25 protein-coding genes are annotated in these 26,217 nt (G+C 65.9%); 16 read left to right on the forward strand and 9 right to left on the reverse strand.

From position 1 onward, the window contains the following. Nucleotides 1–131: 131 nt before the first annotated feature. The 4 genes from IPL75_02995 to trxB are packed head-to-tail and all read left to right on the forward strand — an operon-like array spanning nt 132 to nt 3,901. Nucleotides 132–1,067: a D-alanyl-D-alanine carboxypeptidase gene (locus IPL75_02995; GenBank protein MBK9239232.1), complete on the forward strand. Its 936-nt coding sequence runs from the start codon at nt 132–134 to the stop codon at nt 1,065–1,067. Beyond that, a complete protein-coding gene (glgA, locus tag IPL75_03000) occupies nt 1,057–2,577 on the forward strand; it encodes a glycogen synthase GlgA (GenBank protein MBK9239233.1) in 1,521 nt (506 codons plus the stop codon). The genes IPL75_02995 and glgA overlap by 11 nt, the downstream gene beginning before the upstream one ends. A 26-nt stretch (nt 2,578–2,603) precedes the next feature. Beyond that, on the forward strand, nt 2,604–2,933 hold the full coding sequence (trxA, locus tag IPL75_03005; GenBank protein MBK9239234.1) for a thioredoxin: 330 nt from the start codon (nt 2,604–2,606) through the stop codon (nt 2,931–2,933). Continuing rightward, nucleotides 2,933–3,901 (forward strand): thioredoxin-disulfide reductase, encoded by a 969-nt coding sequence (gene trxB, locus IPL75_03010; GenBank protein MBK9239235.1) that lies wholly within the window; start codon nt 2,933–2,935, stop codon nt 3,899–3,901. The genes trxA and trxB overlap by 1 nt, the downstream gene beginning before the upstream one ends. Here the strand turns inward: trxB and mnmA are convergent. Next, on the reverse strand, nt 3,844–4,935 hold the full coding sequence (gene mnmA, locus IPL75_03015; protein ID MBK9239236.1) for a tRNA 2-thiouridine(34) synthase MnmA: 1,092 nt from the start codon (nt 4,933–4,935) through the stop codon (nt 3,844–3,846). The genes trxB and mnmA overlap by 58 nt on opposite strands. Next, complete coding sequence (locus IPL75_03020) at nt 4,932–6,131, reverse strand: cysteine desulfurase (protein ID MBK9239237.1); 1,200 nt, start codon at nt 6,129–6,131, stop codon at nt 4,932–4,934. Before IPL75_03020 ends, mnmA begins: the two co-directional genes overlap by 4 nt. A 52-nt stretch (nt 6,132–6,183) precedes the next feature. Here IPL75_03020 and IPL75_03025 point away from each other — a divergent pair, with 52 nt between their 5' ends. Genes IPL75_03025 through IPL75_03065 form a run of 9 tightly spaced genes read left to right on the forward strand, consistent with a single transcriptional unit; the run spans nt 6,184 to nt 14,225 of the window. Beyond that, nucleotides 6,184–6,720: a polymer-forming cytoskeletal protein gene (locus tag IPL75_03025; protein ID MBK9239238.1), complete on the forward strand. Its 537-nt coding sequence runs from the start codon at nt 6,184–6,186 to the stop codon at nt 6,718–6,720. A gap of 5 nt (nt 6,721–6,725) precedes the next feature. Next, nucleotides 6,726–7,361, forward strand: a complete 636-nt coding sequence (locus IPL75_03030) for a hypothetical protein (protein ID MBK9239239.1) — start codon at nt 6,726–6,728, stop codon at nt 7,359–7,361. Nucleotides 7,362–7,387: 26 nt separating this feature from the next. Then, nucleotides 7,388–8,185 (forward strand): SAM-dependent chlorinase/fluorinase, encoded by a 798-nt coding sequence (locus IPL75_03035; GenBank protein ID MBK9239240.1) that lies wholly within the window; start codon nt 7,388–7,390, stop codon nt 8,183–8,185. Nucleotides 8,186–8,219: 34 nt separating this feature from the next. Then, entirely contained in the window at nt 8,220–9,203 is a 984-nt protein-coding gene (gene glpX, locus IPL75_03040; protein ID MBK9239241.1) for a class II fructose-bisphosphatase, read from the forward strand. Nucleotides 9,204–9,240: 37 nt separating this feature from the next. After that, nucleotides 9,241–10,383, forward strand: coding sequence for an MFS transporter (locus IPL75_03045; GenBank protein MBK9239242.1), 1,143 nt, complete (start codon nt 9,241–9,243; stop codon nt 10,381–10,383). Beyond that, nucleotides 10,380–11,024, forward strand: coding sequence for a threonylcarbamoyl-AMP synthase (locus IPL75_03050; GenBank protein ID MBK9239243.1), 645 nt, complete (start codon nt 10,380–10,382; stop codon nt 11,022–11,024). Before IPL75_03045 ends, IPL75_03050 begins: the two co-directional genes overlap by 4 nt. Beyond that, complete coding sequence (hflX, locus tag IPL75_03055) at nt 11,021–12,280, forward strand: GTPase HflX (protein ID MBK9239244.1); 1,260 nt, start codon at nt 11,021–11,023, stop codon at nt 12,278–12,280. The genes IPL75_03050 and hflX overlap by 4 nt, the downstream gene beginning before the upstream one ends. Continuing rightward, nucleotides 12,277–13,653: a tetratricopeptide repeat protein gene (locus IPL75_03060; GenBank protein ID MBK9239245.1), complete on the forward strand. Its 1,377-nt coding sequence runs from the start codon at nt 12,277–12,279 to the stop codon at nt 13,651–13,653. The genes hflX and IPL75_03060 overlap by 4 nt, the downstream gene beginning before the upstream one ends. Before the next feature lie 8 nt (nt 13,654–13,661). After that, a complete protein-coding gene (locus IPL75_03065) occupies nt 13,662–14,225 on the forward strand; it encodes a CDP-alcohol phosphatidyltransferase family protein (protein MBK9239246.1) in 564 nt (187 codons plus the stop codon). An 18-nt stretch (nt 14,226–14,243) separates the two neighbouring features. Here the strand turns inward: IPL75_03065 and IPL75_03070 are convergent, their stop codons facing one another. Genes IPL75_03070 through IPL75_03100 form a run of 7 tightly spaced genes read right to left on the reverse strand, consistent with a single transcriptional unit; the run spans nt 14,244 to nt 21,976 of the window. After that, complete coding sequence (locus tag IPL75_03070) at nt 14,244–15,170, reverse strand: SDR family oxidoreductase (protein ID MBK9239247.1); 927 nt, start codon at nt 15,168–15,170, stop codon at nt 14,244–14,246. 19 nt (nt 15,171–15,189) lie between these two features. After that, entirely contained in the window at nt 15,190–16,629 is a 1,440-nt protein-coding gene (locus tag IPL75_03075) for an undecaprenyl-phosphate glucose phosphotransferase (GenBank protein ID MBK9239248.1), read from the reverse strand. Beyond that, nucleotides 16,623–17,774, reverse strand: coding sequence for a glycosyltransferase (locus tag IPL75_03080; GenBank protein ID MBK9239249.1), 1,152 nt, complete (start codon nt 17,772–17,774; stop codon nt 16,623–16,625). The genes IPL75_03075 and IPL75_03080 overlap by 7 nt, the downstream gene beginning before the upstream one ends. Beyond that, nucleotides 17,767–18,888: a glycosyltransferase family 4 protein gene (locus tag IPL75_03085; GenBank protein ID MBK9239250.1), complete on the reverse strand. Its 1,122-nt coding sequence runs from the start codon at nt 18,886–18,888 to the stop codon at nt 17,767–17,769. Before IPL75_03085 ends, IPL75_03080 begins: the two co-directional genes overlap by 8 nt. A gap of 10 nt (nt 18,889–18,898) precedes the next feature. Then, a complete protein-coding gene (locus IPL75_03090; GenBank protein MBK9239251.1) occupies nt 18,899–19,717 on the reverse strand; it encodes a glycosyltransferase family 2 protein in 819 nt (272 codons plus the stop codon). Then, nucleotides 19,714–20,853, reverse strand: coding sequence for a glycosyltransferase family 4 protein (locus tag IPL75_03095; protein MBK9239252.1), 1,140 nt, complete (start codon nt 20,851–20,853; stop codon nt 19,714–19,716). Before IPL75_03095 ends, IPL75_03090 begins: the two co-directional genes overlap by 4 nt. Next, complete coding sequence (locus IPL75_03100; protein ID MBK9239253.1) at nt 20,846–21,976, reverse strand: glycosyltransferase family 4 protein; 1,131 nt, start codon at nt 21,974–21,976, stop codon at nt 20,846–20,848. Before IPL75_03100 ends, IPL75_03095 begins: the two co-directional genes overlap by 8 nt. Before the next feature lie 118 nt (nt 21,977–22,094). Between IPL75_03100 and IPL75_03105 the strand changes: the two genes are divergently transcribed. From IPL75_03105 to IPL75_03115, 3 genes are read left to right on the forward strand one after another with little or no spacing between them, the layout of a single operon-like run. After that, on the forward strand, nt 22,095–23,405 hold the full coding sequence (locus tag IPL75_03105) for a UDP-glucose/GDP-mannose dehydrogenase family protein (GenBank protein ID MBK9239254.1): 1,311 nt from the start codon (nt 22,095–22,097) through the stop codon (nt 23,403–23,405). Further along, complete coding sequence (gene galE, locus IPL75_03110; GenBank protein ID MBK9239255.1) at nt 23,402–24,436, forward strand: UDP-glucose 4-epimerase GalE; 1,035 nt, start codon at nt 23,402–23,404, stop codon at nt 24,434–24,436. The genes IPL75_03105 and galE overlap by 4 nt, the downstream gene beginning before the upstream one ends. After that, the gene (locus IPL75_03115) at nt 24,433–26,214 is read left to right on the forward strand and encodes an ABC transporter ATP-binding protein (protein MBK9239256.1); all 1,782 of its coding nucleotides are present in this window, start codon (nt 24,433–24,435) and stop codon (nt 26,212–26,214) included. Before galE ends, IPL75_03115 begins: the two co-directional genes overlap by 4 nt. Nucleotides 26,215–26,217: the final 3 nt, after the last annotated feature.

A 26,217-nucleotide genomic window follows, 5' to 3' on the forward strand; every position in this document is an offset into this window, starting at 1 on the left:
GACTGAATCGAACAGTTTCCATTGCGGCGCTTGCGGTCATCTGCAGCGCCTCGTTCGTTGGTCAGGCCGCGGCGCAATCGCGCCCGCCCGCTAAGGCCCCTACCACCCAGAAATCGACAGCCGCAAGACCGGTGGTCAAGCCGGCCGCCAAGAAGCAGGCGACCACCACCCGGAGTGCAGCGACCCGCACGAGGGCTGCTCGTGCCCGAGCCGCCGCCCTCGCGCGCGCAGCCGCAGCCGCCCGCATGGTGCGCGAGGCGAACACGCCGCGCTACAAAAAAGACGCACTCGGCAACATCGTCCCCGACGTGCGCGCCGCCGCGGCGATTGTGTTCAATCCGCAGACGAACGAAGTGCTGTGGGAAGCGAACTCACACGACCGGCGTTCGATTGCCAGTCTGACCAAGGTGATGACCGGCGTGGCGTTTATCGCCGACGAGCCGGATCTGAGCCGTCAGGTCACGGTGGTCACCGCCGATGTCCGCGGCGCCAACGTCACCTATTTGCGCGCCGGTGAAACGCTGGCCCTGCGCGATGTCCTCAACCTCACGCTGATCGCCTCCGACAACGCGGCCGCCCGCATTCTCGCGCGCACATCTGAAGGCGGCACGCCGGCATTCGTCGCACGCATGAATGACATGGCGCGGCAGCTGGGCCTGACCAACAGCCACTATGCCGACCCTTCCGGCCTTGACGATCGGAACGTGTCTTCGGCGTACGACGTGTCGCATCTCATTGCGTTTGCCAGCGCCAACCCCCAGCTCGCCTCGGTCATGAGTGCCGCGAATTACCAGGTGCGCACGAATCGGCGCGTGATCAAGATCAACAGCACCAACAAGCTCCTCGGCACGGGGATGGACATCGTGGCGGGCAAGACGGGCTTCATCAGGAAGGCCGGCTACTGCTTCGCGACGTTGCTGCAGATTCCGCACGGCAGCCAGGTGGCGGTCGTGGTGCTCGGTGCCACCAACAGCACACTTCGGTTCGCCGAGGCGCGTCACCTGTTCAACTGGGCCGTTGGGCGTGCGAACGGATTGGTAGGCGGCGGCGATATCGTTGAACGGTAGTCGTCCCCGCAAGTCCCTCGCCGGTCGCACCCCACGGCTCGGCGTTCTCCACATCGCATCGGAAGCCGCGCCCTTTGCCAAAACCGGCGGCCTCGCCGACGTCGTCGGCGCATTGCCGCTGGCGCTCGACGCACTCGGTCACCGCGTGACCACGGTGTTGCCGCTGTATCGCGGCATGTCGCTGCCGGGCGCCGAAATCCGCCCCCTCGAAATCACCCTCGGCACCCGGCGATGGCGGGGGAGCCTTCATGTGCTGGCGCAGGGCGCCACGCGCCGTGTCGTCGGCGTGGACGTGCCGGACTGGTACGATCGCGACGGCCTTTACGCGCACGGTGGCCGCGACCATCCCGACAACGCTGAACGCTTCGCCGGCCTCGCGCACGCGGCCCTGGACTTCGCGCAGCACGATGTGGATGGCGGCCGCATCGACATCGTGCATGCGCATGACTGGCAGGCGGGCCTTGCACCGGCCCTCATCCGTCAGCAGCCGGCCCGCTGGACGCGCGTGGCCCGTGCGGGTCTGGTGATGACCATTCACAATCTCGCCTATCAGGGGTTGTTTCCCAAGGATGTGGTGAACCGGCTGGCACTGGGCTGGGACATGTTCACGCTGGCTGTCGGCGAGTTCTGGGATCAGCTGAGCTACCTCAAGTGCGGCATCGCGTCGAGCGACATGGTGACGACCGTGAGTCCGGCCTATGCGCGCGAGACCGTGCAGCCGGAGTTCGGCTTCGGTTTTGACGGCGTGTTGCGCGCCGTGGGCGACCGGTACGTCGGCATCCTGAACGGCATCGACACGTCGGTCTGGGATCCGGCCTCCGATCCGTTCCTGCCGGCCCACTACTCACTCGATGATCTGGCGGGCAAGCGCAAGAACAAACGCGCCTTGCTCGAACACTTCGGCTTGCCGGTGGGCGACGATGCGCTGGCGAGACCGGTGATCGGCATCGTGTCGCGCCTGGTGGACCAGAAAGGGTGCGACCTGGTGTTGGCGGCGGCAGAGCAGTTGATGGCGGTTGACGCCACCTGGGTGGTGCTCGGCTCCGGCGAAACACACTACGAGAGCGCATTCAAGGTGTTGGCTGGACGATTCCCTTCGCGCATGGGTGTAAGCATCGGGTTCGACGAGGGTGTGGCGCACCTGATTGAGGCCGGTGCGGACCTGTTCCTCATGCCTTCGCGGTTCGAGCCGTGCGGGCTCAATCAGATGTACAGCCTGCGATACGGCACGGTGCCGGTGGTGCGGGCGGTTGGCGGACTTGATGACACGGTCCGGGGATACGCGCCACGCGCGCGGCGCGCAAACGGTTTCAAGTTTCGCGAAGCCACGCCTGACGCGTTGCTGCGCTCCGTGCGCCTGGCGCTGCGCATCTATCACAGAACAGACCGGTGGTCGGCCTTGATGCGCGAAGGGATGAGCGATGATCACTCATGGGGGCCATCGGCCCGGGAGTATGTCAAAGTGTATCGACAGGCGCGGTATGCGGCCGCCCTGCGATGGGCCGAGTGAGACCGGGCCGAGAGGACGAGCGATTCATGGCTTCTGACAAGGTAACGACGTTTACAGACGACAACTTCGACACCAACGTGCTGCAGGCGAGCACGCCGGTGCTGGTGGATTTCTGGGCGGAGTGGTGCGGCCCGTGCCGCGCGCTCGGACCGACGATTGACGCGCTTGCGGGCGATTACGCCGGCCGCGTCTCGGTGGGCAAACTCAATGTGGATGAGAACCCCGGGATCACCGTGAAATATATGGTGCGGGGCATCCCCACCGTGATGCTGTTCAAGGGTGGCCAGGTGGTGGAGCAAATTGTCGGGGTGGCCGACAAGGCCGAGTTCAAGAAAGTCCTGGACAAGCACCTCTGATGGCCGCGCAGACGAGGGAGGTCACGATCATCGGATCGGGCCCCGCCGGCCTGACGGCCGCGTTGTATTCGGCTCGCGCCAATCTGAAGCCCCTGGTGATCGAAGGCCTGGAGGCCGGCGGTCAACTGATGTTGACGACGGCCGTGGAGAATTTTCCCGGCTTTCGTGACGGCATCATGGGGCCCGATCTCATGGCGGCCATGCGTGAGCAGGCGGAGCGGTTTGGGGCCGAGATCGTGCGTGGGAATGTGAACGCCGTAGATCTCTCGTCGCGGCCGTTTGTACTCACCGTGGGCGAAGATCGCATCGAGACCCAGACGCTCATCGTCGCGACGGGCGCGTCGGCCAAGTTGCTGGGCCTGCCGTCCGAGCGCGCGTTGATGGGGCACGGCGTGTCCACGTGCGCCACATGCGACGGGTTCTTCTTCCGGGGCAAACCCATCGCGGTGGTCGGCGGGGGAGACTCGGCGCTCGAAGAGGCGATCTTCCTCACGCGCTTCGCCTCACAGGTGACGCTGGTGCATCGGCGCGATGTGTTTCGCGCGTCGAAGATCATGCAGGACAAGGCGCTGGCGAACCCGAAGATCGTGGTCGAGTGGGACAGCGAAGTGCTGGAGATGCTGGATCCGACAGCAGGCGCCGTCAACGGCATCGTCTTGCGCAACCTCAAGACGGGCGTGCAGAAGACGCTGGCCGTGGAGGGCGTATTCGTGGCGATCGGCCATACGCCGAACACCAGTTTATTCAAGGGGCTGCTTGACGCCGACGCCGGTGGGTACCTGATCACGCACGACGGATCGCGCACAAGCGTGGAAGGTGTGTTCGCGTGTGGCGACGTGCAGGACCACGTCTATCGTCAGGCCATTACCGCTGCAGGATCGGGCTGCATGGCGGCGCTTGATGCCGAGCGTTACCTCGAGTCGATCCAGCCGCCGCCCAATACGCTCGCGGCGTCCGCGGCATCGTAAAACACCACCGCCTGGCCTGGCGTGATGGCCACTTGCGGATCGTCAAACCGCAGGTGCGCCGTGCCGTCTCCCGTCGACACGACCGTCGCGGGGGCGTCCTGGTGGCGATGCCGGATGCGGGCGGTGACCCGGGTTGGCCCGTCGGGCGCCGTGCCGGAAATCCAGTTCACGCCCGTGGCCGTGAGTTCGTGACTGCCGAGCGCCTCGCGCGCGCCGACGACCACGCGCTCGCCAACGGGTTCGAGCTTCAACACATACAGGGGCGAGCCCGTGCTGAGACCAAGTCCCTTGCGCTGGCCCACTGTGAAGTGATGGACGCCGCGATGTTCGCCAAGGACCTGTCCCTCGGCGTCCACGATTTCGCCGCGCGCAGGAGCCAGCGGCGCGTGGCGTTCGACAAACCGTGCGGTGTTGCCGTCAGGCACAAAACAGATTTCGTGGCTGTCGGGTTTGTCAGCCACCGATAAGCCGAGCCGCTCGGCATGGGCGCGCACTTCGGTCTTGTTCAGGTGCCCGACGGGGAAGCGTGCATGCGCCAGTTGATCCTGTGTCAGCGTGAACAAAAAGTACGACTGATCCTTGCCGGGGTCGACGCCGCGCAAGAGACGGTAGCGCCGGTCATCCTCATCAAAGACCACTCGCGCGTAGTGTCCGGTGGCCACCACTGAAGCATCCAGGCCGGCCGCGCGTTCGGCCAGCGTGGAAAACTTCAGGTCGGCATTGCAGTGCACACACGGAATCGGTGTGCGGCCCGCTGCATACTCCCGTACGAAGTTGTCCACCACCGTGGCCTTGAACTCGCGTTCAAAATTCACGATGTAGTGGGGGAAGCCCAACTGCTGGGCCACGCGCTTGGCATCGTGCAGGTCGTCGATGCTGCAGCAGGAGCCGAACTTCGGCGCACCGTCCTCGGTCTCACGCTGATCGTACAGCTGCATCGAGAGGCCCACCACGTCGTAGCCCTCTTCCACCATCAAGGCCGCGGCCACCGACGAATCCACGCCCCCGGACATGGCGACTACGACGCGCGTCATTTCTTCGCTCCGACAGAGGGCCTGTTTCCAATGGAGGCAGCGGTCTGACTCAGGCGGCGCAGTTTATCCACAAGCGCGGGCACTCGGGCGATGACCGTCTCGATGTCGGCGTCGGTCGTGTCTGCGCCAAGGCTGAATCGCAACGACGTGCGTGCGCGAGAGGCCGACAGGCCCATGGCGGTCAGAACGTGGGAGGGTTCGAGGGTGCCCGACGAACAGGCCGATCCGGTCGAGACGGCGATGCCTTCGAGGTCGAGGGCAATCAACAGCAGTTCGGCCTCGACGCCGTCGAAGCTGATGTTGGTTGTGTTCGGCACGCGCGATTCAACGGCGCCGTTCACGTGAGTGCCGGGCACGCCATCAAGCAGGCCGCGCTCGAGCCGATCTCGGCGGGCCGCAACCGCAGGGGCAACCGATTGCAAAGTGGCGTGTGCGTACGAGGCCGCAACTCCGAGGCCTGCGAGCCCGGCTACGTTCTCGGTCCCCGCTCGTCTTGAGCGTTCCTGTTTGCCGCCCGTCTGCTGGGCCAGCAGCCTGAGGCCGCGGCGCACCCACAACGCGCCGGTGCCTTTGGGGCCGCCGAACTTGTGGCCCGAGAGCGAAAGCATGTCCACGCCAAGCGCGTCCACCGACACGGGCACTTTGCCCACGGTCTGCACCGCGTCGGTGTGGAACCACGCGCCGTGGGCACGCGCCAATGCGGCGAGTTCCGCAATGGGCTGCAGTGTGCCCACCTCGTTGTTGGCGTGCATGACGCTGACGAGTCCGGCGTCCGGTTCCTCGTTCAATGCGGCGTCGAGCGCGGCGGGCGCGACGATGCCCGAGCGATCGACCGGCAGGCGGGTGATGCGCCATCCCCGGGCTTCCATGGCCGCACAGGTGGCAAGCACGGCCTCGTGTTCGATCACCGTCGTGATGAGACGGCGGCGATTGCCAGTGTTGAGGGCGTCCACCGCGCCTCGTATGGCGAGGTTGTCGGCTTCAGTACCGCTCCCCGTGAGGACAAGATCACTGGCGCGCGCGCCGATGAGATCGGCCACGCTGCGGCGCGCGTCATCGAGGACGGCGCGCGCCTTCTGTCCAGGTGCATGGATCGATGACGGGTTGCCCGGCGTGTCGCGAAGAACGCGACACACGGCATCCACCACACCCGGAGCGGGCGGGGCGGTGGCGTTGTAGTCAAGATAGATCTGCATAGATTTGCACGCGGTGGATTCATCGTAGCACTCCCGCTGTATACTGGTGCCCATGTGGAAGCGAGATGAGGCAGTTCGGCCGCCGTCGTCGGCGCCCGCTCCAACAACACCGGCACCGGCAGCACCACCGCCAGCGCCCTTGGCCATGGGCGGCGCTGCCGCACCCCCAATAGGGAGAGACCAGGTGAATATCGGCAAGAGCGTCGTCGTTAAAGGCGAACTGAGCGGCAGCGAAGACCTGACCATCGAAGGTGTCATCGAAGGCACCATCGAGCTCAGGCAGAATGTGCTCACGATTGGTCCGAGCGGCAAGATCAAGGCGCAGATCATCGCGAAGGCCGTGATCGTGCTGGGCGAAGTGCATGGCAACATCACCGCCACCGACAAGGTGGAGATTCGCGACACCGGATCGGTGGATGGCGATGTGACGGCCCCGCGTATCGCGATTTCCGACGGCGCGCACTTCCGGGGCGCCATCGACATGCAGCGTTCTGGTACCGAGGCGAAGCCGGAGGGCCGGTCGGCCCCCGACAAGGCGCCACCGCTGACCGGGCCCGCGAGCCCCACTGCGGGTGTCCCGGTTCGCTGACGCCCGTGCTGAATTGGGGGCAGAAGCAGCCGGCGCCTGATGCAGGCGTTGGTGCGCCGCCTGCGCCCGACTTCACCATTGCCTCGTCGCTGGTGTTCCCTAAGTTCCTGTCGGTCGTTGGCCGGCGGGAGCATCCCGTGCTGCTTGACCTCGGGCCCGTCATCGGGTCCAACGTCCAGTTCTTGACCGAGCGGCTGACCTGCAAGCTTCATATCGAAGACCTGTTTCAGGAGATCGAAGCGGCGGCCCGGGCGCGTGTGCGTCAGGGGCTTGAGGCCGCGCTGTTCAAGAGGCTGGGCCAGGGGCCCGAGTCGGTGGACGGCATTCTTTGCTGGGACGTCTTTGACTTCCTTGATCGTACCGCCGGTGTGGCGCTCGCAAGCCATCTGGAGACGCTGCTGCGCAAAGGCGGCGCCCTCTATGGGTTCTTCGGCACCACGGCCGTCGACTTGGATCACTACACGCGCTACACCATCAAGCGGGAAGACCGGTTCGAGCTTCGGCCGGTCCCGGCCACACCGGTCAAGCGGCGTGTGCTGGTCACCCGCGAGATCAACATGATGTTCGAAGGGTTGATGTCCGCCGACTCCGTGTTGCTCAAGTCCGGCACACGCGAAACCCTGTTCCGTCGTCCTGCCTAACCGTAAAGTGCGATATCGTCGGTGGTATGGCAAGCAGGCCGACCATTGCGTTCCTGAGCGACTTCGGCACGCGCGACCACTATGCCGGTGTGATGAAAGGCGTGGCGCTCAGTATCTGCCCTGATGCCGTGCTCGTGGACGTATCGCACGACCTGCCGGCACACGACATCCCATTTGCCGCACGCGAGCTCGCGGCCACCTACAAGTATTTTCCCTCGGGCACGATCTTCCTCGTCGTGGTGGACCCCGGCGTGGGGTCGGCGCGTCGGGGCATTGCGGCTGATCTGGGAGAATGGCGATTTGTGGCGCCTGACAATGGCGTGCTCACCGGCGTCTTTCAGGAAGCGCCGCCGAAGAAAGTGGTGGAGTTGACCGAGCGGCGGTACGCGCGACCCACGGTGTCGCGCACGTTTGAGGGACGGGATCGGTTTGCCCCGGCCGCCGCCTGGCTGGCCAAGGGCATCCAGTTGCCGGCGCTCGGCCGCGTGATCAGCGACTATGTGCAGGTGGACCTGGTGCAGCCAGTGGTTGACGACGCCGGGATTCGTGGCCAGGTGGTGCGGGTGGACCGGTTTGGCAACGTCGTGACCAATATCAGCCGGCGAGTCTGTGAGAAACTCGGCGGAGCCGACGGCGGCGTGCACATTGAGATTGGCGGCCGGGATGTGAGCCGCGTGGTGTCCACGTTTTCGGAGATTGCGGTGGGCGAGATCGGGGCGTTGTTTGGCAGCACCGATCATCTGGAGTTCGCGGCCCAGGCCGCCAGCGCCGCCGACGTGATGGGTGTAAGCGTGGGCGCGCCGGTGTCGGTCCGTCGCCGGTAGCAGGTAGGCATACACATGACAGGAGTCGTCGCGCATGGCGTTTGATCTTTCCCTTCAGTTGCTTCGGGTCGTTGAGCAGGCGGCCATCGCCTGTGCGCACACCATGGGGCAGGGTGACCGGCACGGGTCGGATCGCGTGGCGGTGGAAGCCATGCGTTCCACGCTGGACTCGGTGCCCATCGACGGCACGATTGTGATCGGCGAAGGCGAACGCGACGAAGCGCCGATGTTGTTCATCGGTGAAAAGGTCGGCCAGGGCGCGACAGGCGTGACGGGATTGCCTGAAGTGGATATCGCGGTGGATCCGCTCGAGGGCACGAACCTGTGCGCGCTCGGCGAGTACAACGCCATCGCGGTTCTTGCGGCCGCGTCCAAAGGCGGCCTGCTGCATGCGCCCGATCTCTACATGGAGAAATTGGTGGTGGGCCCACGCGCGAAACACGCCGTAAGCCTGGACCGGCCGGTGAAAGACAACCTGAAGTCGATTGCCAAGGCTCTTGAGCGTGATGTGGATGACCTGGTCATCATGGTGCTCGATCGGCCCCGACACGAGAAGTTGATCGCCGACATCCGGTCGGCCGGCGCGCGCATCCGGCTGATCGGCGATGGTGATCTGTCGGCGGGCATCGCAGCGGCCGTGGACGGATCGGGTGTCCACGCGGTGATGGGGACGGGCGGCGCGCCCGAGGGTGTGCTGACCGCGGCAGCCATGCGCTGCCTCGGGGGAGAAATCTACGCGCGGCTCGTGGTGGCCAAGCCCGAAGACGAAGAGCGTTGCCTGAAGATGGGCATCACCGACTTCCGTCGGATCTATGGGGCGAGTGATCTCGCGTCGGGTGAGGCCATCACGTTTGTGGCCACCGGCGTGACCGACGGCGCGTTGATGAAGGGGGTCCGGTTTTTTGGTCACGGGACACGGACCAGTTCCATCGTGATGCAGAACGAACCGCACCAGATTCGTTTTATCGACACCATCCACGTCACCGATCGTGGCTCAGACCTCCGCATCCGGTTCTGACGAGGGCGCGCCTGACTGGCGCCGAAATCTCGGGGCGGTGACGGTCGCCACCTTCATCGGTTTTACCGGCTTCACGCTGGTGATGCCGTTCCTGCCTCTGTACTTCGAGCAACTCGGCGTGTCTGAGGTGGGGGAGATCGCCGTGTGGTCGGGCGTGAGCCTTGGCATTACGCCGGCGGTGACGGCCATTATGGCGCCCGTCTGGGCGCGGGTGGGTGAGCGCTACGGCCACAAGCTGATGGTGGCGCGGTCGCTCTTCAGTTTCGTGGTGATCATGGCCGCCATGGCATTTGTCACCGCACCGTGGCAAGTATTTGCGTTGCGCGCGGTGCAAGGGCTCTTTGCCGGGTACGGCATGTTGGCGCTGACCATGGCCGCGCAGTCGGCGCCCGCGGCGCAGATGGCGAGCGCGATCGGCTGGGTGCAGACGGCGCAGCGCCTGGGGCCGGCGCTGGGGCCGGTGGTGGGCGGCAGCCTGGCGCAGGCGTTCGGCCTGCGGATGGCGTTCATCGGTGCTGCGGTGTTGTTTTTTGGGGCGTTCGTGCTGGTGCTGGTGGGGTATCGCGAAGCCCGCGGCGTCCGGCCGGATGCGTCGGTGGCGGCAACGCCCCGCGTGACGTTGCGGTCACTGATGGTGGTGCCGCATTTTGGTCTGTTTCTTGTGATGGTCTTCAGTCTGCAAATGGTCGATCGCAGTTTTGGTCCTGTCCTTCCGCTGTATCTCCGGGAAATTGGGACACCGTTGTCCAGTGTGCCCGTGGTGGCGGGGTTGGTGTTCACGGTGGCGGCCGGCGCAGCCGCCATCGGCAACTACTTGTGCGCGGTACTCCTGCGGCACACCGGCCCGGCGCATCTGGTGATGGGCGCCTCGGCCCTGGCGGCTGTTGGCGCGGTGGTCTTCAGCGTCGGTCCGGGCTTCAGCGCGCTTGTGGGGGCTGCGGTGATTTTCGGACTGGGCATCGGCGTCGCGTTCACCACCATCTACACGGTGGCCGGGCAGCGCGTGCCTGAGCGCTCGCGTGGTGTGGCCTTCGGCTATCTGACCACCGCGTCGCTCTCGGGGCTGGCGCTGAGCCCGGTGGTATCCGGCTTACTGGGCGCCGTCAGTATGCGCAGCGTGTTTGTGGTGGATGCCATGGGCCTGGCTGCGGTGGCCTGGGCCGTGCGGAGGATGCGATGATCGCCGGTCCCCGCGTCCTGCGTATCAATCCAGCCGAGTGCACCGTCGAGGACCTGGCTCCGGCCGTGGCCTGGCTACGTGACGGAGGCATCCTTGCGCTCCCGACCGACACCTTGTACGGCCTGGCGGTGGACATCAAGAGTTCGCTGGCCGTGCGCCGGTTGTTTGCGATCAAAGGCCGGCCCGCGCGCGCGGCGCTGCCCCTGATTGCCGCGAATATCGCGCAGGTGGTGGCGTGCGGCGGTCGGCTGGATGCGAGGGAAGCCGCGCTCGCAGGGGCGTTCTGGCCGGGCCCGCTCTCGATCGTCCGCGACGCGCCCGCCTGGGTGGCTCCCGAAGTGCATGGCGGGCACCGCACCGTGGCGATACGTGTGCCCGACCATCTCGTGGCGCGACGGATGTGCGAAGCCTGGGGTGAGCCGCTCGCGGCCACGAGCGCCAATGTCACGGGCGCGCCGGCGTCCGATCGCGCAGACGCGCTGGGCGTGATTGCAGACGACCCGCATGTGCTTGTCATTGATGCTGGTGTGACGCCGGGAGGATTGCCTTCGACACTCGTGGATGTGCGCGCGGCGCGCCCCGTGCTGCTGCGCGAAGGCGCGATCCCCTGGAGCCGCGTGTTAGAATTCATACACGGATGAGCACAGAGCGTGCGGCATTGCTGACGCTGATGACTCGTGCCACGCGGGGTGTGGATCACGAGACCTCGCTCGATGAACTTGGCGGGTTGGCCGGCGCGGCTGGCGCCACGGTTGTCCTGCGAGCGATGCAGGAGCGTGCCTCACCCGATCCCGCCACATTGTTCGGCAAAGGCAGAGCCGCAGAAATGGCCGCGGCGTGTGATGCCGCAGATGTCGATGTGGTAATCGTCGATCACGTGCTCAGCCCCGCGCAGGCCCGCAATCTTGAAGCGGTGTTCCACCGCAGAGTCATCGACCGGACAGAGCTGATTCTCGACATCTTCGCGCGAAGGGCGCGTACCCGCGAGGGCAAGCTCCAGGTGGAACTGGCCCAGTTGCAGTACAAGCTGCCGAGACTGGTCGGGTCGGCCGAGGCGCTCTCTCGGCTTGGCGGCGGCATCGGCACAAGGGGACCTGGCGAAACCAAGCTCGAGACCGATCGCCGGCGCATCAGGCAACGGGTGTCGGCCCTCAAACAGGAAATTGCGGAAGTCAGCGAGCGCCGGGGATATGTACGCGCCAGGCGCAAGCGCGGCGAAGTACCAACTGTGGCGCTCGTCGGTTACACCAACGCGGGAAAGACCACGTTGTTCAACGCGCTGACCGGCGGTGATGCGGTGGTCTCAGACGCGTTGTTCGTCACGCTCGACCCCTTGGTGCGCAGGGTCAAGTTGCCCGATGCGCGGCAGATCATGGTGTCGGATACGGTCGGGTTCATCGATCGGCTGCCGCACCAGCTGGTGGCCGCATTCCGCGCCACGCTCGAAGAAGTGATTCACGCAGATCTCCTGCTGCACGTCATCGACGCCGCAGCGCCTGACCGCGAGCGCCGGGAGCGCGCCGTGCGCGACGTGTTGACCGAGATTGGCGCCGGCCTGGTGCCCATGCTCGACGTGTTTAATAAATGCGACCAACTGTCGCCGATGGATCGCGACAGACTGACGACAACCGCGCCGGGCGCCGTGTGTGTCTCGGCCGTGACCGGCGAAGGTGTGCAGGATCTTGTGGACGCCGTCGCGTCCAGAGTGGCCATGGACACCGAGCGCGTCACCTTTCATCTCGATTTTGCGAGCGACGCCGATCGGCAGGTGCTGGTGGAACTGCATCGCCATGCCCGGGTCACGAGCCAGATCACCGTGGGCGCCCAGGTGACGGTGGAGGCTGATGTGCCACGACGCCTGCACGACCGTCTGTTGCGCCTCCAGGAGATCGCATGACCCGCCGCGTTCGCCGGGATTGGGTGCGCACGGCGCTGGCCGCGTCGGTGCTGGCCACGGCGGCCGCGTGTGCGTCTGGGCCAACCGCGACACCCGCGCTGCCAGCCACGCCGACCTACCGCGAGGTGCCGCAGTTGACGGTGCCCGCCGGCCTGCAGGCCACGCCCCAGATCAGGGCCCGCCATGACCAGGCGTGGCGCCGCCTCCAGTCGGGTGACCTGCGCGGTGCGAACCGCGACTTTACAGACATCCTCCGGCAGTCGCCCGACTTTTATCCGGCCGCCGCTGGACTCGGCTACCTCGCCTCCATCGATCGCAAGTACGACGACGCGGCAAAGCGCTTCGATGGGGTGGTCGCCATGGACCGCACGTACCTGCCGGCGCTACAGGGCCGCATGGACGTGGCGCTGGCGCGCGGAGAGGATGTGGTGGCCGTCACCATGTCCGACCTCATTCTCGCCGTGGACCCAGGCCGCGACGACGTGCGCGAACGGCAGGAAGTGCTGCGACTGAGAGTGGTGCAGGCGCAGTTGACCCGCGCGTCGGCCGCGCGCGCGGCGGGGCAGTGGGACGAGGCGCAGGCCGCGCTCGATCAGGCGCTGGTGCTGGTGCCCGATAGCGCCGTCGTGTTGCGCGACCTGGCGCAGGTGGAGATCGCTCGCGGCCGTCTGGATGAGGCCGAGGTCCACGCGCGCCGGTCGCTGGAACTCGACAACGGTGATGCCGAGGCGCACGCCGTGATGGCGAGTGTGCTCGAAGCGCACGGCCGGCCCCGCGAGGCGGCGGCCGCACTGGCGCGCGCCATTCGCATCGACCCGCGGCAGGAGTGGCGGGATCGCGCCGCCGCGTTGACCGCCCGTGCCGACTTCGACGCATTGCCGGCGGAGTACCGCGCCATCCCCTCGGCGGCCAGTATCACCAGGGGCCAGTTGGCCGCCATCCTGGGCATCCGGCTTCAGAACGCCCTCGGGCGCGCACCGCGGCGGGTCACGGTGGTCGTCACCGACGTGCGGTCGCATTGGGCGGCGCCGTGGATCCTGCCGGCCATTCGTGTCGGCTGGATGGACTCGTTCCCCAATCACACCTTCCAACCCTCGGCGCCGGTTCGGCGCGCCGAACTCGCCCAGGTCGTTTGGCGCGTGGCGCAGGACCTGGCCGCGCGGCAGCCGTCTGAAGTGGCCCGGTGGCGGGCATCGCGCCCGGTCGTGCCCGACGTCTCACGCGCCCACCTGGCGTATTCCGCCATCGCCGGTGCGCTCGCGACCGGTGCGATGAGCCTGTCGGCCAACGGCCGGTTCGAGGCCAATCGCTTCGCCGCCGGCGCTGAGGTCGTGGCCGCCGTCGCGCGTCTCGAGCAATTGGCGAAACAATAAGACTGGCCATGACGCTGTTCACCCCCGCGAACCTGCTCACGATTTCGCGAATGGTCCTGGTGCCGGTCTTCGCGCTGTGCATGTTGTACGGCTACCCGGGCTGGGCGCTGTTTACGTTTGTCGTGGCGGGCTTCACGGACCTGCTCGACGGTGCGATCGCCCGCTGGACAAACCAGCAGACCACGCTCGGGGCCTGGCTGGACCCGATGGCCGACAAGCTGCTGTTGCTGACGATGTTCGTGATGTTGACGCTGCCGGGCATGGGGATGACGTACCGGCTGCCGTTGTGGCTCACCGTGCTCGTCATCAGCCGCGATGTGGCGATTGTGCTGACGGCCGCGGTCATCAACCTCGCCGTGGCGCCGCGCACCTTCAAGCCGTCGCCCCTGGGCAAGGCCGCCACGGGCATTTACATCCTGACCGGCGTGGTCACGCTCTGGGGCAACTATCGCGGCCTACCCGGCGGCGTGTTGCCGGTCTTTGTGTATCTCTCGCTCGCGATCACGCTGCTCTCGGCGGCGGACTATCTGCGCCGAGTTACGCGCGTTCCCGGCGACACCAAGCAGGCGTAGTGCGCGACCGGCGGAGGTTCACACCTTCGTGCGGAAGTAGTCGATGGTACTCGTCAGTCCCTGCTCCAGCGCGACTTTCGGTTCCCAGCCGAGGATGGTGCGCGCACGAGTGATGTCGGGGCGACGGACTTTGGGGTCGTCGGTGGGCAGGGGCTTGAACACGATCTGGCTCGAGGAGCCGGTCATCTGAATAATCGTCCGGGCGATCTCTTCAATCGACATCTCGTGCGGGTTGCCGACGTTGACCGGGTCGTTGGTGTTTGAGTCTGCCAGTTTGAGGATGCCATCCACCAGATCCGTGACGTAGCAGAAGCTGCGCGTCTGGGTGCCGCTGCCGAAGATCGTGACGTCTTCGCCGCGCAGAGCCTGTCCGATAAACGTGGGCACGGCGCGGCCGTCGTGAATCCGCATCCGCGGGCCGTAGGTGTTGAAGATGCGGATGATCTTCGTGTCCACGCCGTGGTGGCGGTGATAGGCCATGGTGATGGCTTCCGCAAACCGTTTGGCTTCGTCGTACACGCCGCGCGGGCCCACCGGGTTGACGTTGCCCCAGTACGTTTCCTTCTGCGGATGCTCCAGCGGATCGCCGTACACCTCGGAGGTTGATGCGATCACAAACCGTGCGCCCTTCGCCTTGGCGAGTCCCAGCGCGTTGTGCGTGCCGAGCGAGCCCACCTTGAGCGTCTGAATGGGCAGTTCCAGATAGTCAATCGGGCTGGCTGGGCTCGCCCAGTGCAGCACGAGATCCACCGGCCCGCTGACATCGATGTAGCGCGTGACATCGTGACGGATGAACTCGAAGTCGCGATCGCGCAGGTGCGCGATGTTGTTGAGGTCGCCGGTCAGCAGGTTGTCGATGCCGACAACACTGTGGCCCCGGTCCAGAAGGGTTTCGCTCAGGTGGGATCCGATAAAGCCGGCGGCGCCGGTAATGACAACTCGCACGAGAACTCCTCAATAACTGTCAGTATGCCGCGCGGTGGATGCCCCGCATGACGGTGAGCCACATGATCTTGAAGTCGAGACTGATCGACCAGTTCTCGATGTAGTACAGGTCAAACTCGATACGTTTTTCCAGCGACGTGTTGCCGCGCCAGCCGTTGACCTGCGCCCAGCCTGTGATGCCGGCTTTGACCTTGTGGCGCAGCATGTACTGGGGGATCTGGTGCTTGAACTGCTCCACAAAAAACGGTCGCTCCGGTCGCGGGCCCACGATGGACATGTCGCCCTTCAGCACATTCCAGAACTGCGGCAACTCGTCCATGTCGGTCTTGCGCAGCCAGCGTCCCACCGCCGTGGCCCTCGGGTCGTCGTCGCGCGCCCAGATCGGGCCCGTCACTTCTTCGGCATCGATCGGCATCGACCGGAATTTCCAGACCGTGAACGACTTGCCGTCCAGACCCATGCGCTCCTGGGTGTAGAAGACCGGGCCGGGCGAGCTGCGTTTGATGACAAGCGCCACGAGCAGAGCCGGCACCGCGCCCACCACGATCACCCCTAACGACAGGGCGACGTCCACGGCCCGCTTCAGCAGGCTGTTGAAGCCCCGCAGCGGCATGTCGTTGATCGAGATGATCGGCATGCCATCCAGGTCTTCCAGTCGCGCCCGCAACGCGATGAACTGCAGCAGGTCCGGCACCACGTGAATCTCGATGCACTCGCGGCTCGCCATCTCGACCACGCCGAGCATCTTGACGTGTTCTTCCAGCGGCAGCGCCACATAGATCTCGTCGATGTGCTCGCGGCTGCAGATGTCCGAGGTCTCGGCCAGCGCTCCCAGGATGGGCAGGCCGCGATACCCGATGGTGTCACTAGTTGTGGCGCGGTCGTCCACAAAACCAATGAGCCTGAACCCGAGCTCGCCGTGCTGGAGAATGCGGTCGGCCACCATCCGGCCCAGATCGCTGGCGCCGACGATGAGGACGCGTCGAAGACCGATGCCCTTGCGCCAGCGGCGGCGCAGCTGCCAGCGCACGAACTCGCGCGACGCGAACGCAAACGCGACGTTGAGGCCGAGGAACAGCACCCACACCCACTGCGACACTTCCAGATAGCCCAGGGCCTTGCGGGCGTCGCTCAGGTGATAGGTCTGGACGTAGAGCGTGCCCACCAGGGCCAGCAGCACGGTGAGCAGGCTGCCCACGAGCACCGCGAAGAAGTCGTCCATCCGCGACCGTCCGCGTCGCAGGCGATACAGGCGTTGGAGATGGAACGCCACCGGCACCATGAACGCCACAAACGGCAACACGGTCAGGTACTGTTCAAGCGGCGGCGTGCCCTTCGGTGTTTCGATGAGTCCAGTCTGGAATCGAATGGCGTAGGCCAGCAGGAACGCCGCCGCCGCGGTCAGGATGTCGGACAGGATGTGAAACACGACGAAGAGGCGGCTGAAGCGTTTCACCATGCGTGCGGGCGCTCCAGCGCTTCGGTCACAAGGTGTGCCACGCCCGCATCAAAATGATCGATGCTGAAGGCGCACGCGCGGGCATGTAATTCTTCCGGCGACAACGGCAGGTTCTCGACCTGGCCCATGGCCTCCGCGAAGCGGGAGGCGTCGCCCACAGCGTCGCCGTCGCCGGGTTCCACCAGCCACCCCGAGACGCCGTGTTCGACGGTCTCACAGGCGCCGCCGCGCCCCAGAGCTACCACCGGCCGGCCGCAGGCCTGCGCCTCCACCGGGGCAATCCCGAAGTCTTCCTCGCCGGGCAGCACCAGTGCCCGCGCATTCCGGTACAGGTCGCGCAGTTCGTTGTCGCCGACGTGGCCAAGGAATTCAATGCCTGTGGCAGGGATGGCGCGGAGCCGATCCGCATCGGGGCCGGTCCCCACAATTTTGAGCCGCGCTCCCAGGATGGCGGCGGCACGAATGGCTGTATCGATTCGCTTGTAGGGCACGAGCGCAGAAACCACCAGGAAGTAGTCGCCAGGAGCCCCGTGGCCTGGCGTGTAGAACCCCGTGTCCACAGGCGGGTGGAGTACGGCGGCCCGACGATTATAGTACCGCTGAATGCGCCTCGCAACGTAAGCCGAGTTGGCGATGAAGCGATTGACGCGCGGTGCGGTGTCCCGATCCCAGCGCGCCAGCCACGACACCACATGCCGGGCAGCAGCGGACCCAAGGTGGCCGAGGCGCTCCGGACCGAAGTACGACGGGAACTGGTCCCACGCGTAGCGCATGGGCGAGTGGCTGTAGCAGACGTGCACGGCTCGCCCTGTGGGGACCACGGCTTTGGCCGCGCAGTGGCTGGTGGACACCACAAGCGTCGCGTCGTCGAGGTCGAACTGCTCGATGGCGAACGGGAACAGCGGCAGGTAGTGGCGATACCACCGTGCCGGCGCCGGCAGGCGGTTGATGAGTGACGATCGCACCTTGCGGTGTTCGATGACGGGCGTGACCGAACCGGGGACGTGCACAAGCGTCAGCAGATCTGCGTCGGGATACAGCCGGCACAGCGACTCAAGCACTTTCTCGCCGCCGCGCATCCCGGTCAGCCAGTCGTGGATCAGCACCACACTCTGTGTCGTGCGGTGCACGACCTTGTCAGGCACCGATCACCTGGCGGTAGACCGCGCGCGTGGCGTCGGCCGCCCGCGCCCAGGAAAAGGCCTTCACGCGGATGTGCCCGCGTCGCACCAGGTCGGCGCGCAGCGCGTCGTCTCCCAGCACCCGGCACATCGCGGCGGCCAGCGCGGCCGGGTCCAGCGGATCGATGAGCACGGCGGCGTCGTCCACCACCTCGGGCAGTGACGACACATTGGATGTGATGACGGCGGTGCCGCTGGCCATGGCCTCGAGCGGCGGAAACCCGAAGCCTTCAGACAGTGTCGGAAACACAAAGACCCGGGCCAGTTGATAGAGCGCGGCCAGTGTGGCGGCGGGCACAAAGCCCAGGAACCGCACGTGTTGATGCAGGTGATGGCGGTGCACCAGGCGCCGCAGGTTGGGGTACTTCGACAACTCGTCGCCAATGATCAGGAGCTTGACGTCCTCGTGGCCCGTCTTGCGCATGAGCGCGAAGGCCTCGATGAGGCGGTCCACGTTTTTGTGCGGCTTGATATTGCCGGCGTAGAGCACGAATGGCGCGTTCAGCATGAACCGATCGCGCACGCGGGCGACCTCGGCCTGGTCGGGTGGTTCGAGGAACCGCAGGTCCAGGCCGTTGTGGATCACGTCAATCTTGTCGGCGGGGGTGTGCAGGTAGTGCTGGATGTCGTCCTTGCTCGCCTGCGATACCGTAATCACCCGGCTTGCACGCCGTGCGCCGAGTGCCATGAACGTGCGGGCATAGGCGTACGCGGCGCGGTTCGGGAGGTACTGCGGGAATCGCAGGTGGATGCAGTCGTGGATGGTCACCACCACAGGGCCGGTCGTCAGCGGCGACACCACGTAGTGGGGCGCGTGGAAGAGTTGCACGCGTGCTCTCCGCACGTCGAGGGGCACACTGATTTGCTCACGGGCCGAGTAGTTGGGCGAGCGATCGACGAGTGGTTCGAATCGTGGCCCCAGCGATCGCACAAACTCCACATCGTCGGGCCGGCAGATGAGGACGTAGTGTTCCGGCGTGTCCTGCTTGCCGAACTCGCGCACAAGGTTGCGGACGTACGTGCCAATGCCGTAGTCATGCAGCTTGCGCGCGTCGATGGCTATGCGGACGGGAACCACAAGACTGATTCTATCGAATGGCGCGGCCGCGCATCGCGAGCCACGCCCGCAGCAGCGGAGCCCAGAGCGGTGAGTGTTTCTCGTAGAACCGCAGGTGGCTTCGGTCGTAGATCGGGGATACGGCCTGGCCCGTGGCGGCGAATGAGCCGCCGCGCAGGTGCAGGATTTCGGCGGCCGGCGTGAAGAGGATGCGGCCACCACGCGCGCGCAACGCGGCGCAAAAATCCACGTCTTCCTCGTACATGAAGTAGCGTTCGTCGAGCAGCCCCGCCTCTTCAGCGGCAGCGCGGCGCACCAGCAGGCACGCGCCTGAGACCCAGTCAACGGTCCGCTCCTGCGAGACATGTCGCGCAATGTATCGCCGGGCCCAGGGGCTCTTGCTTGCGGCCAGCTTCACACGCAGCCGCTGCACGGCCTCGCTCCAGGGCGTGAGCATCGGCCCGAACGACACTTCGGGCGACCGGGTGGCATCAATCAGTCGCGGTCCCGCAGCGACGACGCTTGTGGCCTCGAGCCGTGCGACCAGTCGATCAATGGCGCCCTCGGGCACCACGGTGTCGCTGTTGAGCAGCAGAATCAGCGGGGCAGACGTGCGCCTGATGCCCACGTTGTTGGCCGCCGCGAACCCGACGTTCTCGGGCAACGACACCATCTCAACATCGGGCCATTTTTCTGTGACCCAGGCCAGGCTCATGTCGGTCGACGCGTTGTCCACCACGCAGATGTGGTGAGGCACCGCCGGTGGCGCGTCCCGCAACGCCGCGAGGCACGCCACCAGATGAGCCGCGGTGTTGTAGTTGACGATGATGATGTCGAGTTGGGGGGTCACGCGGGCGACTCCCCATGGACCGCGCGTTCCAGCGTCGTGCGGAGCACGGACGCGGTGCGCGACCAGGTGAACGATGCTAGCCGGTCGCGGCCGCGATCCACGGCGGCGGCGTGCGCGCCGGCATCAGTCAGCAATGTCGTGAGGCCGTTGGCGATAGCGGGCACGTCCAGCGCCACCCGCAGGGCAGCATCGCCGTACACCTCTCGTGCGACCGGCGTATCGAGGAGCACGCTCGGCACCCCGTGCGCGGCGGCCTCCATCGGTGTCATCGCGAAACCTTCGTAGTCCGAAAGGAACGCAAACACACGGGCCGACCGGTACAGTTCATCAAGCTCGTCGTCCGACACATACGGCCGCCACGTAAACGCGGAACCGAGCCCCAGTGCGTTTGCGGTGGCGGCGGGATTAAAGAGAGGGTGTGTTCGATTGCCGCCCACGAGCGTCAGCCGCGCATCAGGCACGCGCGTGCGCACCAACGCCATCGCCTGGAGCAACTCCGGCGTGTGCCGCCGATGGAAGAGCGTTCCGACAGAGAGAACCAGAGGTTCCCGGCCGGAGGCGGGAAGTCCGCCGCGCCACACCGGCGCGCCTTGCGGAGCCAGCACGATGTCTTCGAGCGGCAGCCCGAGATAGCGATGGATTTCGGTGGCCGAGAAGTGTGAGACGGTGACCACCGCCGCGGCACGCCGCGCGGCGGCGCGGGTCACGACACGGCGCCGCAGGCCTTCGCGCCATCCGAATCCGCGCGGCTGCGCGAAGTACGAGAGGTCGTGAATGACCAGCACGAAGGGGCAGCCCAGTCGCAGGGGAGCGGTGTACGCGGGCGCGAGCAACACGTCCACACCGGCGCGCGCGGCCATCGCGGGCAGCCGTCGCTGTTCCCACAGGGTGCCAGCGGTTTCGGCTGGGTCAATCACCACGTCGCACGCGAATGACAGGTCCCGCACCCACGCCGGCGGATCGCCGTGCAGGAACAGGCTCACACGATGTGGGAAACCAGACCGCGACCACTCCTGAAGCACGCCGGCCAGGTACCGGCCGACGCCCGTCGGTGAGCCCGCGATCTCGCGGGCGTCGATCCCTATGTGGTGCGGTGCACCACGTCCAATGTGGCGCGCTGCGCCGGCGTCAGCCACGGCGCGCCTTTCGCTCGAGCGCGTGGGCCCAGGCCTCACGCGTGCGGTCCGCGGTGTTCGTCCAACTGAAGAGGCGTGACTGCACCAGGCCGGCTTCCCGCATGCGCAGGCGATCGTCGGCAGCAGAAACCACCGCGTCGAGTGCGGCCGCAAGCGCATCGGCGTCACCCGCGTGAAACAGCTTGCCGGCAGTGCCGACCACCTCCGGCAGCGCGCCCTGGTCTGCCACCACCACAGGTACGCCCATGGTCATGGCTTCAAGGGCAGGCAGACCAAACCCTTCCGTATGCGACGGGAGGATGCACGCCATCGCCGACGCGTAGAGCGATTGCCGGGCCTCGGGCGCCACATAGCCAAGGACGGTCACGTGCGGGGCCAGCGGCGGGGCTGCCGCGCGACTCAGGATGGGGCCCGAGTCGAGGCCGGCGCCGCCGGCCAGAATCAGTCGAGGTGTCGTGACTCCCCGTGCCTCGCGCGTGGCCCTGAGCCGCTCATAGGCGTCCAGCAGGAGGCCCACGTTTTTGCGCGGTTCAATGCTGCCCAGAAAGAGCAAGGGGGCATTCGCCGGCTCGGCGTCGCGCGGCGCCCAGTCGGGGCGGCCCAGGGGGCAGACGAAGATCTGCTCGCGCGCGACGCCCGTCAGTCGAACGACTTCCGATGCCGTATGTTGCGACACGACGGCGACGGCGTCGGCGCCCCTGATGTGCGCGGGTGCCAGTGACGGGTAGTCGCGCCTGATCTCGGCCGTCGTCCGCTCGGGATGCGTCAGGAAATCCAGGTCGTGCACCGTCACCACCTGTGCCGCGCGGTCCGAGGGTAGCCGCAACGGATGCGCGGAATGCACGACGTCGAAAGCGCCGCCGGTGAGGCGCTCCACGGTGGGCCACCCGGCACGATGCCAGAGCAGATTCAGTACGCGCACCGGAATACGCCGGTCGATGACGGTGGCCCCGGGCACCACGTCGGCTGCCAGCCGATGCTGCCACGATGATGAGAAGAGCGTCAGCGTTTCGGGCCGGCCGGGCGACGCGGTGCCGACAAGCGCGCGCGCCAGTTCATGCACGTATTCGCCGACGCCGGTTCGCTGGCGCAGCGCCGGTCGATAGTCGAGCAAAATCCGCAAGGGCGAGCCGGGTTGGATGGTATCACGAGTGCCGTAACTCCTTATCTGCCAACTGATTGACAGGTTTTGGAAGCGCATGATAGTTTCAGGACTTTGAGCCGGTAACGAAGAGGCGTGCATGCGGATTGCAGTGGTGGGAACGGGATACGTCGGCCTGGTGGTCGGCGCGTGTTTTGCGGAGACAGGCAACCAGGTCGTCTGTGTGGACAAGGACGCCGCAAAAGTCCGGGCGTTGCGACGCGGCAAGATCCCGATCTTCGAGCCCGGCCTCGAGGAACTGGTCAAGCGCAACGCCACAGAAAAGCGCCTGACCTTCACCCTCGATCTGAAGGCCGCGGTCCGCAAGTCTGACGTGATCTTCATCGCGGTCGGGACGCCGATGGGCGAAGACGGCTCGGCGGACCTGCAGCACGTGCTGGGTGCGGCCCGCGAAGTGGCGCGCGCGATGACCGGATACCGCGTCATCGTGGACAAGAGCACCGTGCCGGTCGGCACATCTGAACTCGTACGCGAGGCCATCCGTCGCGAGACCACCCATCCGTTTTCGGTCGTGAGCAACCCCGAATTCCTGAAGCAGGGCGCGGCGGTGGACGACTTCCTCAAACCTGACCGTGTGGTGCTGGGCGTGACCGACCAGAAGGCCGCCGATCTGATGGTGGAGTTGTACCGGCCGTTTACGCGGACGGGCGCGCCCATCATGGTGATGGATTGTCCGAGCGCCGAACTGTGCAAGTACGCCGCGAACGCCATGCTCGCCACGCGCATTTCGTTCATGAACGAGATCGCCAATGTGTGCGAACTGTTCGGAGCGGACGTGGACATGGTGCGCCAGGCGGTGGCCACCGACAAACGCATCGGGCCGGCATTCCTCTTTCCCGGCGTCGGGTACGGGGGCAGTTGCTTCCCGAAGGACGTGCAGGCCATCGTGAAGTTTTCGGCGGACAAGAAATACCGGTTCCGCGTGCTCGAGGCCGTCGAGGCCGTCAACGCCACACAGAAGCAGCGCCTGTTGCTCAAGGTCGACGCGTTTTTCGGCAAAGGCGCCAAGTCGCTGGCCGGCAAGACCATTGCGGTGTGGGGACTGGCGTTCAAGCCGCGGACCGATGACATGCGCGAGGCCCCGGCCATCCCGATCATCGAAGGGCTGCTGGCGCGCGGCGCCAAGGTGCAGGCCTATGACCCCGAGGCCAAGGAAGTGGCGCGCGGGATCTTCGGTACGTCCATCACGTACGCGCCACACGCCTATCAGGCGCTGACCGGCGCCGACGCCCTGCTCATCGTCACCGAGTGGAACGAGTTCCGCGAACCGGACTTTGCGAAGATGAAGAAAGCCATGAAGCGGCCCGTGATTCTCGACGGACGTAACCTGTACGACCCGAAGCAGGTGCGGGCACTCGGGTTCACGTACCAGTCGATCGGCCGTCCATGAACCAGGCGGACCCGAAGGCCGTCCTCGTTACCGGCGGCGCAGGTTACATCGGCAGCCATGCCGTCAAGGCGCTGGCGTTGGCTGGATACGACGTGTGCGTCTACGACAATCTGATGGCCGGCCATCGCGAAGCCGTCGCACGAATCGCACGGGCCGTGCCGGAGCGGAGCGTGACCCTGATTGAAGGCGACATCCTCGATCGAGCCCGCGTGCTTCAGGCGCTTCGGGAAAGCCGGGCGCAGGCCGTGCTCCACTTTGCTGCGCGCCTCTCGGTGGGCGAATCCGTACGTGAGCCGGCCAAGTACTACGAGACAAATGTCGTTGGTGGCCTGACGGTGCTCTCGGCCATGGCCGAAGCCGGGGTTTCGCGATTTGTCTTCTCGTCAACGGCCGCCACGTTTGGCGAGCCGCAGACCATCCCCATCGACGAATCACATCGCCAGCAGCCGATCAATCCGTACGGTGAATCGAAGCTGGTGGTGGAGCGCTTCCTGCAGCACCTGGACGATGCGAAGGGCGTGCGGCACGTGGTGTTTCGTTATTTCAATGCAGCCGGCGCCGATCCCGATGGCCTGTTGGGCGAAGACCACGAGCCGGAGGATCACCTGATTCCGCGCGCGCTTGGCGCCGCCATGACCGGGCGTCCGTTTCAGATTTTCGGCAGTGACTATCCAACGCCCGACGGCACGTGCGTGAGGGACTTTGTGCATGTGACCGACCTGGCTGACGCCCACGTCGCAGGGTTGCGTGCGCTTGAGGCAGGAAGGCCGTCGGCGTCCTACAATCTGGGCATGGGCGAAGGGGTGTCGGTGCGGGACGTGGTGGCCGCTGTCGGGCGTGTGACCGGCCTGCCGGTGCCTCACTCGATTGGACCGCGCCGCGAAGGTGACCCGTCCAGCCTTGTCGCCACCAGTGCGCGCGCCCGCGCGGAGCTGGGGTGGACGCCGCGCCACGGAGATCTGGACACGATTGTCGCGACGGCCTGGGCGTGGCATCGGGCGCATCCACAGGGATACGGCAGCCCAGAGTGAACGAATTCCGGCGCCTGCTCGGGTACGCGAAACCCTTCCGGGGGCGCCTGGCCCTGGCGGTGCTGGCGATGCTCGTCTACGCGGCCGGGTCCGTCGGGTTGATGCTCATCGTCAGGTTGATTTTCGATCTCCTGACTCGCCTTGAAACCCAGCAGTTGCCGGTCGTCACCGCCAACCAGGTCGCCGTAGCCCTGATTGCCGCGTTTGCCATCAAGGGACTTGGCGCGTACTTCTCGAGTTACCTGATGACGGAAGTCGGACAGCGCGTGGTGATGGACCTGCGCAACCGGTTGTTCCGCCACATGCTGAATCAGTCCGCGGCCTTCTTCTCCCGACGTACTTCCGGTCAGCTCATCTCACGAATCACCAACGATGTCAGTCAAGTCCAGACTGCCGCCGCCGAGACTGTGGCTGACCTGATTCGAGAGTCGATCACCGTCGTTGGGTATGCGGCGCTCTTGTTTTACCTTGATGCAAGCCTTGCGGTGCTGTGTGTCGCGACCGTCCCGCTCGTCGTTTATCCACTTGTGCGCCTGGGGCAGCGAGTGCGCAGCACCACGCGGCTCAGCCAGGAGCAACAGGAGCACCTGACGCACGTTGCCTCCGAAGGCCTCACCGGCCATCGGATCGTCAAGGCGTTTCGCGCGGAAGGGCGCGAGGGCGCGAGATTCGCCGCTGTCGGCGAGAAGCTGTATCGCACGAACATGCGGATCACGGCCGCGATGTCGGCATTGCCGCCGCTGATGGAGTTCATCGGTGGGCTCGGGGCGGCGGGTGCCGTGTGGTACGCCTCCGTCAAGATTGCCAATATCGACCCACTCACCGGACGTGGTGACCTGACCACGGGCGAGTTCATGTCGTTTCTTGGAACGGCGTTTTCGATGTACGGTCCCATCAAGAAACTCAGTCGTGTGAATGCGGGACTCCAGCAGGCGATCGCCGCGGCACAGCGCATCTTCGAAATGCTCGACACCCACTCCGAAGTAAAAGAGCGGCCCGGCGCAGCGCCATTGCCGCCCCTGCGCTCCTCGGTGGAGTTTCGCGACGTGGGATTCGCCTACGACGACACGCCCGACAAACACATCCTGCACCATGTGTCGTTCACGGCACGGGCTGGGCAGGTCGTGGCGCTCGTGGGGCTGAGCGGCGCGGGCAAAACCACGCTCGTGAATCTCATTCCGCGTTTTTACGATGTCACTGAGGGCGCGCTGCTCATCGATGGTGTGGATGTGCGCGACGTGACGTTGGCGTCGCTGCGGGGGCAGATTGCCCTGGTGACGCAGGAGAACGTGCTGTTCGACGACACGATCGCGACAAACATTGCGTACGGCGCCCCGCACGCGTCGCGCGACGCGATCGAAGCGGCCGCCAAAGCGGCGCACGCGCACGACTTCATTCTGGAGGTCGAGGGCGGCTACGAGGCGCGCATCGGCGAACGGGGGCAGCGGCTTTCGGGCGGACAGCGCCAGCGGCTGGCGATTGCCCGGGCGATCCTGACAAACGCACCCATCCTCGTCCTCGACGAAGCCACCTCGGCGCTCGATTCCGAGTCGGAGCAGGCCGTGCAGGCCGCGCTCGTCAACCTGATGCGCGATCGGACGACGTTTGTGATTGCACACCGGCTTTCGACCGTGCGCCACGCGGATCTCATCGTCGCGCTTGAGGATGGACAAGTGGCCGAGTTGGGCACACACGATACCTTGATCGACCGCGCAGGCGGCGTGTACGCGCGGCTGCACGCACTGCAGATGCTGGATGAGCGGGAGGAGACACATTGATTC

Source organism: Acidobacteriota bacterium (assembly GCA_016716905.1).
Classification (GTDB): Bacteria; Acidobacteriota; Vicinamibacteria; order Vicinamibacterales; family SCN-69-37; genus SYFT01.

Coding starts and splice junctions, on each gene's coding strand:
- trxA (MBK9239234.1), top strand. CDS start 2,604: ATGGCTTCTGACAAGGTAACGACGTTTACAGACGACAACTTCGACACC.
- trxB (MBK9239235.1), top strand. CDS start 2,933: ATGGCCGCGCAGACGAGGGAGGTCACGATCATCGGATCGGGCCCCGCC.
- mnmA (MBK9239236.1), bottom strand. CDS start 4,935: ATGACGCGCGTCGTAGTCGCCATGTCCGGGGGCGTGGATTCGTCGGTG.
- IPL75_03020 (MBK9239237.1), bottom strand. CDS start 6,131: ATGCAGATCTATCTTGACTACAACGCCACCGCCCCGCCCGCTCCGGGT.
- IPL75_03025 (MBK9239238.1), top strand. CDS start 6,184: ATGTGGAAGCGAGATGAGGCAGTTCGGCCGCCGTCGTCGGCGCCCGCT.
- IPL75_03035 (MBK9239240.1), top strand. CDS start 7,388: ATGGCAAGCAGGCCGACCATTGCGTTCCTGAGCGACTTCGGCACGCGC.
- glpX (MBK9239241.1), top strand. CDS start 8,220: ATGGCGTTTGATCTTTCCCTTCAGTTGCTTCGGGTCGTTGAGCAGGCG.
- IPL75_03050 (MBK9239243.1), top strand. CDS start 10,380: ATGATCGCCGGTCCCCGCGTCCTGCGTATCAATCCAGCCGAGTGCACC.
- hflX (MBK9239244.1), top strand. CDS start 11,021: ATGAGCACAGAGCGTGCGGCATTGCTGACGCTGATGACTCGTGCCACG.
- IPL75_03060 (MBK9239245.1), top strand. CDS start 12,277: ATGACCCGCCGCGTTCGCCGGGATTGGGTGCGCACGGCGCTGGCCGCG.
- IPL75_03065 (MBK9239246.1), top strand. CDS start 13,662: ATGACGCTGTTCACCCCCGCGAACCTGCTCACGATTTCGCGAATGGTC.
- IPL75_03075 (MBK9239248.1), bottom strand. CDS start 16,629: ATGGTGAAACGCTTCAGCCGCCTCTTCGTCGTGTTTCACATCCTGTCC.
- IPL75_03105 (MBK9239254.1), top strand. CDS start 22,095: ATGCGGATTGCAGTGGTGGGAACGGGATACGTCGGCCTGGTGGTCGGC.
- galE (MBK9239255.1), top strand. CDS start 23,402: ATGAACCAGGCGGACCCGAAGGCCGTCCTCGTTACCGGCGGCGCAGGT.